The sequence below is a fragment of the Paenibacillus maysiensis genome, from assembly GCF_000520815.1.
In the GTDB taxonomy this organism is placed as follows: domain Bacteria; phylum Bacillota; class Bacilli; order Paenibacillales; family Paenibacillaceae; genus Paenibacillus; species Paenibacillus maysiensis.
Map to the genome: position 1 here is coordinate 85170 of NZ_ASRY01000197.1, position 16330 is coordinate 101499.

At 44.3% G+C, this 16330-nt stretch carries 15 protein-coding genes; all 15 read left to right on the forward strand.

Annotation, left to right across the window (positions count from 1 at the left end; genetic code table 11):
* Nucleotides 1-15: 15 nt before the first annotated feature.
* Entirely contained in the window at nt 16-1113 is a 1098-nt protein-coding gene (locus tag L696_RS0113935) for a DegT/DnrJ/EryC1/StrS family aminotransferase (RefSeq protein ID WP_025684186.1), read from the forward strand.
* Nucleotides 1094-2029: a glycosyltransferase family 2 protein gene (locus L696_RS0113940; protein ID WP_049827384.1), complete on the forward strand. Its 936-nt coding sequence runs from the start codon at nt 1094-1096 to the stop codon at nt 2027-2029. The genes L696_RS0113935 and L696_RS0113940 overlap by 20 nt, the downstream gene beginning before the upstream one ends.
* Complete coding sequence (locus L696_RS0113945; RefSeq protein ID WP_049827385.1) at nt 2013-2384, forward strand: GtrA family protein; 372 nt, start codon at nt 2013-2015, stop codon at nt 2382-2384. The genes L696_RS0113940 and L696_RS0113945 overlap by 17 nt, the downstream gene beginning before the upstream one ends.
* Nucleotides 2385-2397: 13 nt before the next feature.
* Complete coding sequence (locus L696_RS0113950) at nt 2398-3141, forward strand: sugar phosphate nucleotidyltransferase (RefSeq protein ID WP_025684189.1); 744 nt, start codon at nt 2398-2400, stop codon at nt 3139-3141.
* A 22-nt stretch (nt 3142-3163) separates the two neighbouring features.
* Nucleotides 3164-3712, forward strand: coding sequence for a dTDP-4-dehydrorhamnose 3,5-epimerase (gene rfbC / locus L696_RS0113955; protein WP_025684190.1), 549 nt, complete (start codon nt 3164-3166; stop codon nt 3710-3712).
* A 117-nt stretch (nt 3713-3829) separates the two neighbouring features.
* Nucleotides 3830-4849, forward strand: coding sequence for a dTDP-glucose 4,6-dehydratase (rfbB, locus tag L696_RS0113960; RefSeq protein ID WP_025684191.1), 1020 nt, complete (start codon nt 3830-3832; stop codon nt 4847-4849).
* A gap of 1 nt (nt 4850) precedes the next feature.
* Nucleotides 4851-5723 (forward strand): dTDP-4-dehydrorhamnose reductase, encoded by an 873-nt coding sequence (rfbD, locus tag L696_RS0113965; RefSeq protein WP_025684192.1) that lies wholly within the window; start codon nt 4851-4853, stop codon nt 5721-5723.
* A 191-nt stretch (nt 5724-5914) separates the two neighbouring features.
* Nucleotides 5915-6826, forward strand: coding sequence for a glycosyltransferase family 2 protein (locus L696_RS0113970; RefSeq protein ID WP_025684193.1), 912 nt, complete (start codon nt 5915-5917; stop codon nt 6824-6826).
* Between the two features lie 184 nt (nt 6827-7010).
* Nucleotides 7011-7103, forward strand: a complete 93-nt coding sequence (locus tag L696_RS31965) for a putative holin-like toxin (protein ID WP_219727884.1) — start codon at nt 7011-7013, stop codon at nt 7101-7103.
* A gap of 249 nt (nt 7104-7352) precedes the next feature.
* A complete protein-coding gene (locus L696_RS0113975) occupies nt 7353-8261 on the forward strand; it encodes a glycosyltransferase family 2 protein (protein ID WP_025684194.1) in 909 nt (302 codons plus the stop codon).
* Nucleotides 8258-9658, forward strand: a complete 1401-nt coding sequence (locus L696_RS0113980; protein WP_025684195.1) for an undecaprenyl-phosphate glucose phosphotransferase — start codon at nt 8258-8260, stop codon at nt 9656-9658. The genes L696_RS0113975 and L696_RS0113980 overlap by 4 nt, the downstream gene beginning before the upstream one ends.
* A 107-nt stretch (nt 9659-9765) precedes the next feature.
* Nucleotides 9766-10638, forward strand: a complete 873-nt coding sequence (locus L696_RS0113985; RefSeq protein ID WP_025684196.1) for a phosphatidylinositol-specific phospholipase C/glycerophosphodiester phosphodiesterase family protein — start codon at nt 9766-9768, stop codon at nt 10636-10638.
* 146 nt (nt 10639-10784) lie between these two features.
* Nucleotides 10785-11477, forward strand: a complete 693-nt coding sequence (pcrB, locus tag L696_RS0113990; RefSeq protein WP_025684197.1) for a heptaprenylglyceryl phosphate synthase — start codon at nt 10785-10787, stop codon at nt 11475-11477.
* 41 nt (nt 11478-11518) lie between these two features.
* On the forward strand, nt 11519-13843 hold the full coding sequence (pcrA, locus tag L696_RS0113995; RefSeq protein ID WP_025684198.1) for a DNA helicase PcrA: 2325 nt from the start codon (nt 11519-11521) through the stop codon (nt 13841-13843).
* Nucleotides 13844-13931: 88 nt separating this feature from the next.
* On the forward strand, nt 13932-15947 hold the full coding sequence (ligA, locus tag L696_RS0114000; protein ID WP_025684199.1) for an NAD-dependent DNA ligase LigA: 2016 nt from the start codon (nt 13932-13934) through the stop codon (nt 15945-15947).
* The last annotated feature ends 383 nt before the right edge of the window (nt 15948-16330 follow it).

A 16330-nucleotide genomic window follows, 5' to 3' on the forward strand; every position in this document is an offset into this window, starting at 1 on the left:
GAGACAGGTGTAAAAATGATTCAATTTCTAGATTTGAAAAAAATTAATTTGCGTCATGAAAAGGCGATTCAAGAAAGTGTTAGCCAAGTTTTAAACTCAGGATGGTATATTCTTGGGGAACAAGTGAAAGATTTCGAACAGGAATTTTCTCGATATTGCGGCACCCAATATTGTCTTGGTGTTGCTAATGGTTTAGATGCTCTAGAATTAATTATTCGTGCTTATGATATTGGTCCTGGAGATGAAGTAATTGTACCTTCAAACACGTACATTGCCTCTATTTTGTCTATTTCTTCTAACGGATCTGTTCCTGTATTGGTAGAACCTGATGCCCGAACGTATAACTTAGACCCTGCCAAAATTGAAGAAAAAATAACTCCAAATACTAGAGCTATTATGGTGGTCCATCTCTATGGACAGGTTTGTAATATGAAACCGATCCTCCAACTAGCTGCGAAATACAATTTGAAAGTCATTGAAGATTGCGCACAATCACACGGTGCTATATATGATCATAAGAAAGCTGGTAACTTGGGGGATGCAGCAGCATTTAGCTTCTATCCAGGTAAAAATCTTGGTGCTTTAGGAGATGCCGGTGCTATAACTACCAACGATGAGAGTCTGTACCAAAAACTATTTGCACTTAGGAATTACGGATCTCATAGAAAATATGAAAATTTATATAAAGGTTATAATAGCAGGCTTGATGAGCTTCAGGCTCCTATATTAAAAGAAAAGCTTAAATATTTGGATGAAGATAACAATTATCGCCGTAATATTGCAGAATATTACATGAATTCTATTAAAAATCCGCATATTAAGCTTCCTTATGTAGAAGGGAAACCTGAATCCCATGTTTGGCATGTATTTGTTGTGCAGGTAGAAGATCGGTCGTATTTTATGAAATATATGAGTGATAATGAAATTCAAACTATTATACATTATCCAATCCCCCCTCATAAACAAAAAGCATATAGTGAGTGGGAGGATCAAGTTTATCCTATATCAGAACAAATTCACAAGCATATTGTGAGTATTCCTATAAGCCCTGTCATGCCACAAGAAGAAGTAACCAAAGTGGTGGAGGTTATTAATGAATATAGACCGTACTAAATTTTCTATTGTAGTGCCTATCTATTTTAATGAATTAAATATTCCTCACACTATTCCTAGGTTGCTAAAATTACAGGAATTATTATTAGAGTTTGAATTGGAGTTTATTTTTGTTGATGATGGTTCCAAAGATGATTCTTTGAGGTTATTATTGGAGGCTAGAGAAAAAGATCCAAGAATAAAAGTAATTAAACTGAGTAGGAATTTCGGCTCAATGTCTGCCATACAAGCTGGTTTGAACTATGCTTCGGGGGACTGCGTAGGTATTATTGCAGCAGACTTGCAGGATCCGCCAGAGCTGTTCAAAGAAATGATTAAGCATTGGAAATTTGGCAAAAAAGTGGTTTTGGCAACTAGGGAAGATAGAGAGGAATCTTTCTCGCAAAAGTTCTTCTCCAATACGTACTATTATCTGTTGGAAAAATTGGCTTTAAAAGACTATCCTAAAGGTGGCTTTGATTTTTTACTGATTGATAAACAAGTGGTACGTGAAGTTTTACACATAAAAGAGAAAAATACTAATGTTATGAGTCTGATCTACTGGCTTGGTCATGAGAGGGAAATGGTTTCTTATGTGAGACGAGAAAGAAAATTGGGAGCGTCTAAATGGACGTTATCTAAAAAGGTTAAGTTATTTGTTGATTCATTTGTTAGCTTCTCATATGCACCTATTCGTTTTATGTCAGCAATAGGTTTTGTAACTGCTGTTTTAAGTTTTTTATATGGTGTTTTTATAATTATAAACGCGCTTGTGGGATTGATCGAACTTCAAGGTTGGACTACAATTATTGCACTGATTACATTTTTATTAGGTATCATTATGATTATGCTCGGTATAATTGGAGAGTACCTATGGAGGATTCTTGATGAGAGTAGAGAGCGCCCTGCATATATTGTGGATGAAACTTACGAATAAAGAGTTTCTTAAATTTCTAATTAGCGGGGGATTAAATACACTGGCAACCTATGGTATTTATTTAGCTCTTATTGACTTCGTTGATTATAAGATTTCTTATAGCATTTCATATGTGTGCGGAATAGTTATATCATTTTTTTTAAATGCTTTGTTTGTTTTTAAACAAAAGGTTTCTTTAAGGAGCTTTATCAAATATCCAATTGTATATATTGTACAGTATTTGATTAACTTGTTAATGCTATTTGCCTTGGTTAAAATTTTTCACATACCAGAAATTTTTGTTCCGTTAATAGTTACTATTGTTACCATTCCAATTACTTTTGTTTTATCGAAATTAATTATTAGAACGAATTAATGGAGGTTTTATTATGAAAGGGATAATTCTCGCGGGAGGTACAGGCTCACGTCTATACCCCTTAACCAAAGTGACAAATAAGCATTTATTACCAGTTGGTAAATATCCAATGATTTTTCATTCTGTATATAAGCTTAAGCAAGCAGACATTCAAGATATCCTTATTGTTACAGGTAAAGATCATATGGGTGATGTTGTTAACCTTCTCGGCAGTGGTCGTGAGATGGGCGTAACATTCACTTATAAAGTTCAAGATGAGGCAGGCGGGATCGCACAAGCTCTTGATCTGGCTGAACAATTTGTAAGTGATGATCAAATGGTTGTTATTTTGGGTGATAATGTATTTGAAGATGACATTGCGCCTTTTGTAGACAATTTCCGCAATCAAATTACGGGTGCGAAAATTCTTCTTCAGCAGGTACAAGATCCACATCGTTTTGGGGTTGCCGAGCTTCAGGGGGAACGAATTGTGTCTATTGAAGAAAAACCTAAAGATCCAAAAAGCAACTATGCTGTAACAGGTATTTATATGTTCGATCACAGTGTGTTTGAAATTGTAAAAACACTTAAACCTTCAACTCGTGGAGAACTTGAGATCACTGATGTTAATAATGCATATATTGCTAAGGGAACCTTGACGTATGACGTTCTTCAAGGATGGTGGACGGATGCAGGAACTCACCCATCACTTGCACGAGCTAATGAATTGGCTAAGGATATTGTATTTGGCGAAGAATTTGGGAAATTAAAGCTCTAGATAAAAGGGAGGATACGGACTTATGAAGGTGATCCCTTTGAAACTGGAAGGTGCAAAAATTATTGAACCCGTGATCCATGGTGATCATCGTGGTTATTTTATGGAGAGCTACAATGAGCAGATTATGAAAGAAAACGGTATTAATCATGCTTTCATTCAGGATAATGAATCATTATCTGTAGAGACCGGAGTTATTCGTGGCCTGCATTACCAGCTTGACCCTAAAGCACAAACAAAACTCATTCGTGTGATTTCTGGAGCCATCTATGATGTTATTCTGGATATTCGTAAAAGCTCCCCGACATTCGGTCAATGGGTTGGGGTGATTTTGAGTGAACACAATAAGCGTCAATTACTGATCCCTAAAGGTTTTGCTCATGGATTCTGTACGCTTGTGCCTAATACCCAGGTGTTTTATAAAGTTGACGAGTATTTTTCACCTGAAAATGATCGTGGTATTCTTTGGAATGACCCTGCACTGGGGATTGATTGGCCCACTTCCCATGCAATCCTTTCGGAAAAGGACCAGAAGCAACCAGCGCTGGCTGATGCGGATATTAATTTCGAATAAATGACGGGATTGGTCTTTGTACCATGCATCTAGCTGTAAAATAATTGAACAATGTTTTTTCTTTATTAGCTCAAAAGCATATGTTATATGTATTAAAGCACGTTTTAGGAGGACTGTATGAAACTTCTTGTCACCGGCGGTGCCGGATTTATTGGCAGTAACTTTGTGTTGTATATGCTGGAGCAGCATCCAGATTACGAAATTGTGAATGTGGATGCGCTCACGTATGCAGGCAATCTGGAAAATTTGAAATCCATTGAAAATCACCCTAAACATACCTTTGTCAAAGCGGATATTACCGATGCACAATCGATCGATCAGCTGATGCAGCAGGGAATTGATGTGGTGGTTAATTTTGCAGCGGAGTCGCATGTGGATCGGAGTATTCTGGAGCCGGAAGTGTTTGTGAAAACAAACGTATTGGGTACACAGGTGCTACTGGACGCAGCCAAGAAATATAATGTGACCAAGTTTGTGCAGGTATCGACAGATGAGGTGTACGGTTCTTTGGGGGAAACAGGGTTGTTTACGGAGGAAACTCCGCTGCAGCCTAATAGCCCTTACTCTGCTTCCAAGGCAGGCGGGGATTTGTTGGTGCGTGCATACCATGAAACCTTTGGTCTACCAGTGAATATCACACGTTGTTCCAACAACTATGGCCCATACCAGTTTCCGGAAAAGCTGATTCCGCTGATGATCTCACGTGCGTTGAGCGACCAACAGTTACCAGTCTACGGGGATGGCTTGAACATCCGCGATTGGTTGTACGTAGAGGATCATTGCAGTGCAATTGATCTGGTCATTCATCAGGGTAAGCTTGGTGAGGTATACAATATTGGTGGAAATAACGAGCGGACCAATGTACACATTGTCAAAAAGGTATTGGAGGAGCTGGGCAAGCCAGAATCTCTGATTTCGTATGTACAGGATCGTCCGGGCCATGACCGTCGGTATGGTATTGACCCGACCAAAACCATGAATGAGCTGGGTTGGAAGCCAAAACACTCTTTTGAAACGGGTATTAAAGAAACCATTCGTTGGTATTTGGATAACAAAGAATGGTGGACTCGCATCCAATCCGGCGAATATCAACAATATTATGCTAAGCAGTATGGTGCCCGTCTGGGGGATGCGTAAGGTGAAGGTACTGGTTACTGGAGCATCCGGTCAACTTGGTAAAGACGTAGTAAAGGTTTTTCAGGAGCAAGGACATGATGTCCTTGGATACGATCGGGAACAGCTAGATATAACGAATTTGGAGCAAGCTGTTAAGATCGTAGGACAATATCAACCTGACGCTGTCATCCACTGTGCAGCGTATACGGCAGTGGATGCAGCGGAGTCCGATGTAGATGGGGCTTATCAGGTAAATGCGGCAGGAACACGTAATATGGCACTGGCCGCAGAAAAAGCAGGTGCCAAGCTAGTTTATATCAGCACGGATTACGTGTTCGATGGAACAGCGGAGCAACCATACCACGAGTATGATAATACAAATCCGCAGAGTATCTACGGAAAGTCCAAACGAGCGGGAGAGATATTGACTCAGACACTTTCCTCCAGGTACTTTATTGTTCGTACGTCTTGGGTGTATGGACTGCACGGGAATAATTTTGTTAAAACGATGTTGAAGCTTGGGCAGGAAAAGCCGCTCCTCCAGGTGGTGAACGATCAGAAAGGCTCACCTACCTATACGGTGGATTTGGCCCGTTTTTTAGCGGAGTTGGTTCAAACCGAGAAGTACGGCGTATATCATGCATCCAATAGCGGCTCTTGTACCTGGTATGAGTTTACGCAAGCTATCTTGCAGGATGCGACGGAGATATTTGATGCTAAGATCACAGCAAAATTGGAGCCGTGCAGCACAGAGCAATTCCCGAGACCCGCAGCGCGGCCACGTAATTCCGTGATGGAGCATATTGCGATCCGGACAAACGGACTCCACGATTTACGGGATTGGCGTAAGGGATTGCGTGATTTTTTGCAGGAGTATCTTAGTAAATCCGAGTAATTAAAACTTTATCATAACTAGCAAAAATCTCCCGTCACTTCATGATTGGGAGATTTTATTATATTAAAGCCTATGTTGATTAAGGACGATGAGCATTATAATGTATAAGCAGATGGAACATATTGTCCCGCTATTACACATTTTAAAAGAAGGAGGTCATTACTCTGAACAAACCTAACGTACAAATTTTATTGTCTACATATAATGGAGCAGCTTATTTAGATGAGCAAATAGAAAGTCTCATCAATCAAAAAGACGTAGAAATTCAGATTCTAATTCGTGATGATGGCTCGACAGATGATACGGTTGCCAAGTTGAGAGCGCTGAAGCAACGTTATCCTCAACAGATTATTTTATGCCTCGAGAGCAATGTAGGGGTTATTAAAAGCTTTTTTGATTTGATTCAAAGATCGTCTGAGACATTCGACTATTATGCTTTTTGTGATCAGGATGATGTGTGGATGCCGAATAAGCTTGCTCAGGCTGTAGCTCATCTCAAGGAAAAAAAGGGGGGGCGACCGCTGATGTACTGTTCTGCTACACAAATGGTCTCTCAAACATTGGAACCCCTCAAGGTATGGCCAGCTGAAATACCCCGACCTGTATCCTTCTATAATGCTCTCATTGAGAATGTATGTGTCGGTTGTACCATGGTGATCAATAAAGAGACACTCCAACTCGTGAAAAAGAGAATTCCGGCTTCTTTGAATAACGTTATAATGCATGACTGGTGGATTTACTTATGTGTATCCTCTTTTGGTGAGGTTGTTTTTGACCCCGAGCCGTCCATTTGGTATCGGCAGCATCAAAACAATGTGCTGGGAGGTTCTACCGATGGCTGGGTTAGCAAGTGGAGGAAAAGACTAAGTAGATTTATAAAAGGGAAAAATCGCTATATTCTAAGCAAACAAGCCGGGCAGTTCATTCAACTGTATGGACAAGACATATCTCCTCAAATGTATAAAGATATGGAACAATTCCTGGACAGCTACCAAAAGGGCGTATTTTCTCGTATGAAATATATTTGGCAGTCTCCATTTTACAGGCAGTCACGGTTGGACAACTGGATTTATAAGTTGGTTTTCATATTGAGGAAGTTATAGAGCCATGGAAAGAAAAATATTGAAACTTTTTTCCATATATAAGCGTCAAATAATCAAAGGTACAATGAATGCTAGATAAAAAACCATCGAATGCATGTTCCTTTATGGAAAAATATAGTATAATCGAAGGGTGCAACCGATATTGGCTGGCAAGGGCGGTCGGCTAACTCTCCCGAGGAGGGGGGTGAAGCCTGTGACAGTGTTTGAGGCGCTCAGTTTAATGCTGACGTTCGGGGCGTTGATCGTCACACTGTTAGAGTTTAACAAACGAAAATAGACCGCCCCCGCAAGGGAGAGTCTATTTTCGGCCTGATTGTTCCAAAACCGTCCGCTCTTGGAGCGTTGGTTGCGCAGGGGCTGGCTGGCACCAGCCCTTTTTCCATGTATATCTTACCACGATGATTTTTATACCTCAACTATGTAAGGTTACAAGTTATGTGCTTTTTTGCGTCCCGCGCCCTGCGGGGGTATGCTATAATAGTCGGTAGTAGAATAGATTACTGAATTTGTCAGGAGCGTTTTAAATATGGATGTAAGCATACTGGTCGTCAACTATAATACATGCCGTTTGACGCTGGATTGTTTGCAGTCGGTGTATGCGTCAGAGACGAAATATCGATATGAAGTGATTGTTATCGACAATCACTCCAATGATGGGTCTGTGGAAGCCATTCGTGCTGCATATCCGGAGATTACGTTGATTGCCAATGAGGATAACACAGGTTTTGCCAAGGCAAACAATCAGGGCATCGAGGTAGCGGGCGGGCGTTATGTATTGCTGTTGAATTCCGATACGCTGGTGCAACCGGACACACTGGATACAATGATTCAGTTTATGGACACGCATCCGGAGATAGGAGCATCGGGCTGCAAGGTTATTTTGCCGGATGGTTCGCTGGATAAGGCCTGTAAGCGAGGGTTTCCAACGCCGTCTGCCTCCTTTTATTACGCCTTCGGCTGGTCGAAGCGTTACCCGGATAACCCGAAGTACAATCAATACCAGCTCGGGCATTTAAGCCCGGATGATGAGTATCCAGTGGATGTGCTGGTGGGTGCTTTTATGCTGGTGCGTCGGGAGACGATTGAGCAGGTCGGCGGCTTGGACGAAACCTTTTTCATGTATGGTGAGGACATTGACTGGTGTTACCGGATTAAGCAGGCAGGTTGGGGCATTTACTACTATCCGCGCACATATATTATTCATATCAAAGGAGGCAGCGCTCGTCGTCGTCCTTTGAAAATTATTTACGAGTTTCATAGAGCCATGTGGGTATTCCACCGCAAGCATTATAAACAGCAGTATAGCTGGATCACGAACATGGCTGTATACACGGGAATTACGGTGAAATTTGGAATGGCCTTTTTGAAAAATAAGCTCACTGCACCGGCCAAGCCGGACGGCGGCGAACAATCTCGTACCGAGGTGAAAGCATGATACGCAGAAATCAACGTTTTTTAACCCAATTGTATATTGTGGCGGATTTCGCGGTCATTCAGCTCTCCTTTTTGATCGCCTGGTTCTTCAAATTTGAAAGTGAATGGATTACCTATCAAGAGCCGCTTCCTATTCAAGTATATGGTGGCTGGAGCTTAATTTACGGTCTGATTGCCGTGGTGCTGGGGATGTTATTCTCTCTTTATTCACCCAAACGCAAAAAACGGTTTGCAGACGACGTATTTCGCGTGTCCCAGATTCATATTGTTGGCCTGTTCGTGCTGTTGAGTGTCATGTTCTTTGTAAAGCAAATTGACATTTCGCGGTCCTATCTGGCGATCTATATGATTGGGAACGTACTGCTTATTTTATTCTATCGATATTTTTTGAAGCAGGTACTTAAAGCTCTCCGCCAAAAAGGCTACAACAAGCAGTTCATGCTCATTCTCGGGGCGGGTACTCTGGGCCAGCGTTTTTATCATAATCTTGGACAGTATCCTGATCTGGGATATGAAGTGGTGGGTTTTCTGGATGATAAGCGCCACTGGGATGAAGAGGAACAAGAGCATTTCCGCCCAATCCTTGGAGGGTTGGATCAGTTAGAAGCTACGCTGTCGAGCATGATGATAGACGAGGTCATTTTGGCTCTTCCGCTGGATGCACATGATAAGTATCCCAAGATTATCAACATGTGTGAAAAGGCTGGGGTGCGCACGCTCATCATTCCCGATTTTTTTGACTACTTGCCGTCTCGACCGTATTTTGATAACTTTGCAGGCATGCCAATGATCAATGTACGGGATATTCCGCTGGATGTGGCGGGGAACCGATTGTTTAAACGTTTGTTCGATATTCTGTTCTCGCTGTTCGCTATTATTCTGACTTCTCCGGTTATGCTGGCAGTGGCGATTGGCGTGATGACGACATCGAGAGGGCCGGTCATTTTCAGACAGGAGCGGGTGGGCTTGAATCGACGTACCTTCCGAATGTACAAATTCCGCTCGATGAAGGTATTGCCACCCGGAACTGAGGATACAGGCTGGACGACGGCCAATGACCCTCGGCGTACTCGCTTTGGAACCTTTATTCGTAAAACGAGTCTCGACGAGCTGCCGCAATTTTTTAATGTGCTGCTAGGAGATATGAGCGTCGTCGGCCCTCGCCCGGAGCGCCCGTATTACGTGGATCAGTTCCGCGAGGAGATTCCAAAGTACATGGTGAAGCACCATGTTCGTCCTGGTATTACAGGCTGGGCACAGAGCAACGGGTTGCGTGGTGACACGTCCATTGAGGAACGGATTAAGCATGATATTTTCTATATTGAGAATTGGTCGCTCTTATTCGATATTAAAATTATTTTCCGTACGATTCGCAACGGTTTCAAGAATGCGTATTAATTCAGAATTCACCCTTCGGTTCAGCCGGAGGGTGTTTTTGTGTCTGGAGGTTGTTTTAAGTGTACGTATGCAGGGTATTGACCTGTACGAAAAGGATGTGACACCCTATGAAACGACTGATTGCTGCGGTCATTCTTTTAATGTTAATCGGCACATTTTTACTGTCTTACAAAGGACAATCTACAGAAGAACATACTGGCTTTACCACGCACCGCGTGATTTCGCATGCCATGGGAGCCGTTGATGGCTTGGCCTATACTAATGCGCGTGAAGCGTTTGTGAATAATTATAAAAAAGGCAGCCGCGTATTCGAGGTAGACCTGATGTTTACTTCGGACAGGCATTTGGTGGCGCGCCATGAATGGACGGAGTCTTTTACAGAGCAAATGCAGCAGGAGCAGGTAGTTGGTAAAGAACAGGGCGGGAAGCCCTGGAGCTACCAGCAATTCAAAAACACCCCCATTTACGGCTCCTATACCCCGGTAGACTGGAATGATGTATTGGATCTGTTAGAGAAATACCCGGATGCCTATGTCGTGACCGATACAAAAGAACAGGACCCGGCCCAAATAAAACAGTTGTTTGCGCAACTGACCCGTCAGGCGCAGGAGAAAAATCCGGAACTTTTGTCCCGCATTGTCCCGCAAATTTACGACGAAGAAATGCTGCGAACGCTGCGTAGCATTTATCCCTATACCTCCATTATTTATACGCTTTATGCGACAGAAGATACGGATGACCAAATCATCCGGTTTGTACAACAAAACGATATAACGGCAGTGACTTTGCCGGAAAATAGGGTTAGTGGTGTTTTAGTGGAAAGCTTGCGGCAGGCGGGGGCGGTGTGCTACGTAAATACAATTAACGATCTAAAAGCTGCCGCTGACTACGAACAGATGGGTGTACGCGGATTCTATACGGATGTTTTAACGGAAAAGGAACTCCAAAAACGCAGTTGGCTGTATGCGTTACGGCCCTGAGATGTGTGAACGGAGTGTTCCCATCGAATACGAACATTGACACCTTTTGAGCACTGTCATAGACTTAGCATAGAACGCTTTTGGATATTGGAATCTGGCTAGACCGGATCGTGGCAAAAGCACAATGGATGCTGGAGGAATGTGTGTTGGCAGATTCGATTCAATCATGGAGGCATGTATTTAAGCTGGACCCTGACAAGGAACTGGACGATGAGGGACTGGATGCCATATGCATGTCTGGTACGGACGCGATTATGGTAGGAGGCTCGTCGGGCGTTACCTATGAAAATACGGTGGATTTGCTGTCGCGGGTTCGGCGTTATGAGGTGCCGTGTGTACTTGAAGTGTCCGATCTGGAGGCTGTGGTGCCGGGGTTTGATCTGTATATGATTCCAATGGTGCTTAATACCACGGACAGTAATTGGATCGTAGGACAGCACCAGCGTGCGATTGAGCAGTTTGGTTATATGATCCCTTGGGATTTACTTGTAACGGAAGGATATATTGTTTTGAACGGTGATTCTACGGTGGCCAAGCTTACCGGAGCGGATACATCACTCGATGCTTCATCTGCCGCCTCATATGCACAGGTTGCTGACAAGCTCATGCACCTGCCAATTGTATATGTGGAATATAGCGGTGCTTTTGGGGACATGGAGCTGGTACAAAAAATACATCGCAGTACGGAGCGCGCCCGTGTCCTATACGGAGGGGGTATCGTGGATAAATCTACCGCGTTACAAGCGGCTGCTGTTTGTGACACCATTGTAGTAGGAAACATCATTTACCGTGACTTGGCGAAGGCGCTGGAGACGGTAGCTGTGAAGCTGGAAGTATAGAACGTGATTTTATGGAAGCTCAGGGAAAGGAGCATGTACGCATGCAATCAATAGATATACACGAGGCTGTAGCCCGTCTCAATCCGCCTCAGCGTCAGGCAGTGGAGGCGATAGACGGGCCGTTGCTGATTATGGCTGGCGCAGGCAGTGGAAAGACCCGAGTGCTCACGCACCGGATTGCCTACCTCATCGCGACCCGCAAGACCGCTCCATGGGGCATTTTGGCGATTACCTTTACGAACAAGGCCGCGCGTGAAATGCAGGATCGCGTATCCAAGCTGATTGGTCCGCAGGGGAGAGATGTGTGGGTATCCACCTTTCACTCCATGTGTGTGCGTATTTTGCGTCGGGATATCGAGCGGATCGGATTTACCTCCAATTTCAGCATTCTCGATTCCACGGATCAATTGTCTGTCATTCGGAGCTGCATGAAGGATCTGAACATAGACACCAAAAAATTTGAGCCCAAAGCGGTTCAGTCCATGATGAGTACAGCTAAAAATGAACTGGTCACTCCTGAAATGTATGAGCGCAAGATTGGTGACTATTTCGAGGGAATTGTGGCGAAGGTATATACCAAATACCAGCAACGTCTCAAAAACAACAACTCTCTGGATTTTGATGATCTGATTATGGCAACGATTCAGCTCTTTAAAGAAGTACCTGAGGTGCTCGATTTCTATCAGAAAAAATTCCAATACATTCATGTCGATGAATATCAGGATACGAACCGCGCGCAGTACATGCTGTGCAAAATGCTGGCCGACAAGCATCACCGGATTTGCGTAGTAGGTGACAGTGACCAATCCATCTATCGGTGGCGGGGGGCGGATATTAGCAACATTTTGAACTTTGAAGAGGATTATCCGGAAGCGCGTACCATTTTACTGGAACAAAACTATCGGTCAACCTCGAATATTCTGAATGCTGCCAATGAAGTGATTGGTCAAAATACAGGTCGCAAGCCGAAGAAACTATGGACTGACAAAGAAGGCGGCGCCAAGATTAAAGTTTACCGGGCTGACTCCGAGCATGATGAGGGCTATTTTATCGCCTCCGAAATTCATAAAAATATCAATGCAGGCAAAACCTATAGCCATCATGCTATTTTGTATCGTACCAATGCTCAGTCACGGGTTGTCGAGGAAATTTTGATCAAATCGGATATTCCGTACCAGATCGTTGGCGGTATCAAGTTCTATGATCGCAAAGAGATTAAGGACTTGCTGGCGTACCTTCGTCTACTCTCCAATCCTGATGACGATATCAGTTTGATCCGAATCATTAATGTGCCAAAACGAAGTATCGGCGATACAACGGTCGGTAAATTGCAGGCAGCCGCAGCGGAGCGTGGAGTTTCTATTTTCCGAGTTTTGCAGGTAGTAGACGATTTGGGCTTTGCCGGACGTACGCGCAATGCGCTTGTAGAGTTTTACGATATGATCGAAGGCTTGAGTCGGATGGTGGACTATCTCTCGGTCACAGAGTTAACGGAAAAAATGCTGGAAACCAGCCAATATCGACTGGAGCTGCAAAACGAGAATACGCTTGAATCACGCTCACGTCTGGAGAATATTGATGAGTTCCTGTCGGTAACGATGGAATTTGAAAAAGGAGCGGAGGACAAATCACTCGTCTCCTTCCTGACTGATCTTGCTCTTATCGCGGATATTGATTCCATGAATGACGATGAAGAGGAACAAAGCGATGCGGTTGTATTGATGACCATGCATAGCGCAAAAGGACTGGAGTTTCCGATTGTATTTATTGTCGGTATGGAGGAGGGAGTATTCCCTCACAGTCGGGCCTTTTTGGATAATGAAGAGCTGGAGGAAGAGCGTAGATTGGCGTATGTCGGGATTACCCGTGCAGAGGAGCAACTATTCCTTACATGCGCGCAGATGCGCACGCTGTTTGGCCGTACCACCGCTAATCCGCCTTCCCGCTTTCTTGAAGAGATTCCGGAAGAGCTCAAAGAGGATACAATTATCAAACGTGACCGCTATCGCCGCTCAGGCAATGTAGGCGGCTCTTATGGTGGACGTGGACTGGGTAAAACCAACGGCAGTAACTTTGGCGGAGAACGTTCCTTTGATACGATGAGCCGCAGTGGTTCGTCCGCTTCCGCGTCGCCTCGCGTAACCGTTACAACATCTTCATCCGCGAAACCAACTCCGGCTGCTTCGGCAGGAGGCCCCTCCATTTTTGCTGCCGGAGACAAGGTGCAGCATGGCAAGTGGGGAATTGGAACTATTGTAGCTGTAAAAGGGACGGGTAATGATATGGAACTTCAGATCGCTTTCCCGGCTCCAGTAGGGGTTAAACGCCTGCTGGCTGGCTTTGCGCCGATTACAAAAGTAGAATAAATCTCAAACATCATTAAATCTCGAACCTCATAGCGGCAGCTTGGCTTAGGCCTCTGCCCTGATGAAGTTCCCGGAGGGATACGCCTGCATGAATCCAATGCACAGGATGGAGCAGCTTGTTGCTGAGCTGAACACATATAATTATCATTACTACACACTGGATGAGCCCAAGATCAGCGACAAAGAATATGATGTGCTTTATGACGAGCTGGTAGCGCTTGAACAGACGAGCGGTCTTGTGCTGCCGGATTCGCCGACACAGCGTGTGGGCGGAGAGTTACTCAAAGGCTTCACACCACATCGCCATCTGGCCCCGTTATGGAGCTTGGATAAAGCACAGAATGTGGAGCAGCTGCGTGCCTGGAACGCGCGTGTCGTGAAGCTGGTCAACGATTACAACACCAAGAACCCGGAGCAGCCCTTGCCGCCTCCAGGATATGCGATAGAGCTTAAATTTGATGGACTGACGCTGAACCTGACTTATACCGACGGGAAGCTGGTACAGGCCTCTACACGCGGCAATGGCGTGGTGGGCGAGGGAATACTGGCACAGGTGAAGACTATTAAATCTGTACCGCTTACGATTCCTTTTCAGGATGGGACCATTGAAGTACAGGGAGAAGGCATTATGAATCTGTCTGTGCTGGCCAAATATAATGAGACCGCTGTGGACCCTCTTAAAAATGCACGCAACGCCGCAGCTGGCGCTCTGCGAAATTTGAATCCCAAAGCGACAGCAGAGCGGCGGCTGAATGCATTTTTCTACAATGTGGGGTACGCGGACCGCATCCAGTTTAGCAGCCACCAGGAGATGATGACGTTCCTGCGTGACAATCATTTTAAGGTGAATCCGTATTTGACTTACTTTGACGATTTTGAAAATGCTATGGAACAACTGGCTGATATCGAAGAGTCTCGTGCCGGACTGGATTATCTCATTGACGGGGCGGTACTCAAAATTACGGATATGCGCACACGTGAGGTTCTCGGCTATACCGATAAATTTCCGCGCTGGGCAGTGGCATATAAGTTCGAGGCGGAGGAAACGACCACGGTGCTTAACGCTGTTGAGTGGAATGTAGGTCGTACGGGTAAAATTACGCCACTGGCAAGGGTAGAACCGGTAGAGCTGGCGGGAGTCACCGTACAAAATTGTACACTAAACAATGCTGGGGATATCGAGCGGAAAAATTTGAAGTTCGCTTTGGGCGCTCGTGTGTTTATCCGCCGTTCGAATGATGTCATTCCGGAAATTTTGGGAAAAGTTACGTCTGAGGACGACGGAGAGGAAATTATCGTACCGGATCATTGTCCGGCCTGTGGATTCCCGTTGCAGCAGCGAGGGGCGCATTTATTCTGCGATAATAAGCTGGGGTGTAAGCCACAAATTGTGGCTCGTATTTCCCATTTTGCTTCACGTGATGCCATGGATATTGAAACCTTCAGCGACAAAACGGCAATCCAGTTGCATGACGAACTGGAAGTGCGCGAGCCTGCGGATCTGTATACACTTCAATTCGATGATCTTGTGAAGCTGGAGCGATTTGGTGAGAAAAAAGCCAATAACCTTCTGGCAGCGCTTGAGCAGAGTAAAGAGAGGGATCTGGCTTCATTCCTTTATTCCCTTGGTATACCGAATACTGGTAAATCCACTACACGCATGTTGGCTGATCATTACCGTGATTTACACAAGGTCATGTCCGCTACGATAGAGGAATTAATAGAATTGCCGGATGTGGGCGGAATTGTAGCTGAGAGTATCGTTGCCTTCTTTGCTGATCCATTTACCCAAGCGGGGATTGAAAAGATGTTATCCCTGGGGGTGAAGGCTCAGGCTCCCGAAGCTCCTCAGGAGAAGAAGACAGACAGCTTTTTCAGTGGCAAAACAGTTGTACTTACAGGTACCTTGCATCAGCTTACGCGTGATGAAGCTGCTTCCAAGCTGGAGGCACTCGGAGCCCATGTGACCGGGTCTGTATCCAAAAAGACGGATTTGGTCATAGCTGGTGAAAAGGCAGGAAGTAAGCTGGCCAAGGCCCAACAGCTCGGAATCGATACCATAGAAGATGAGGATGAATTCATCAGACTGCTCGAGCAAGAATAATTAGATTGCAAGAGTACAGCCATTCCGTTTTAATACGGGGTGGCTGTTTTGTTATCTACTGTATAGATAGGAGGTATAATAGCTGCGGAAAAAGAAATTAAAAAAATGCTTGCTAAATAACTTTAGGCATGTTACATTATTAGACGTTGCTTTGAGAATAACATTTCTCGAAGCGGAGGATGCTGGAAAGAAAATCAAAAAAAGATTTGACAAGAAAGCAACCAACATGATATGATCTAATTCCTGGATCGTTGAAGAAACGAGGACAGACAAGTTCTTTGAAAACTGAACAAATGGATGATGAAAAAAGATTTCTTCTTTATATTAAAGAAGAATCGCTAGCATTAAAAATGAGCAAATCGCTCTTTCTATACACCAACCTC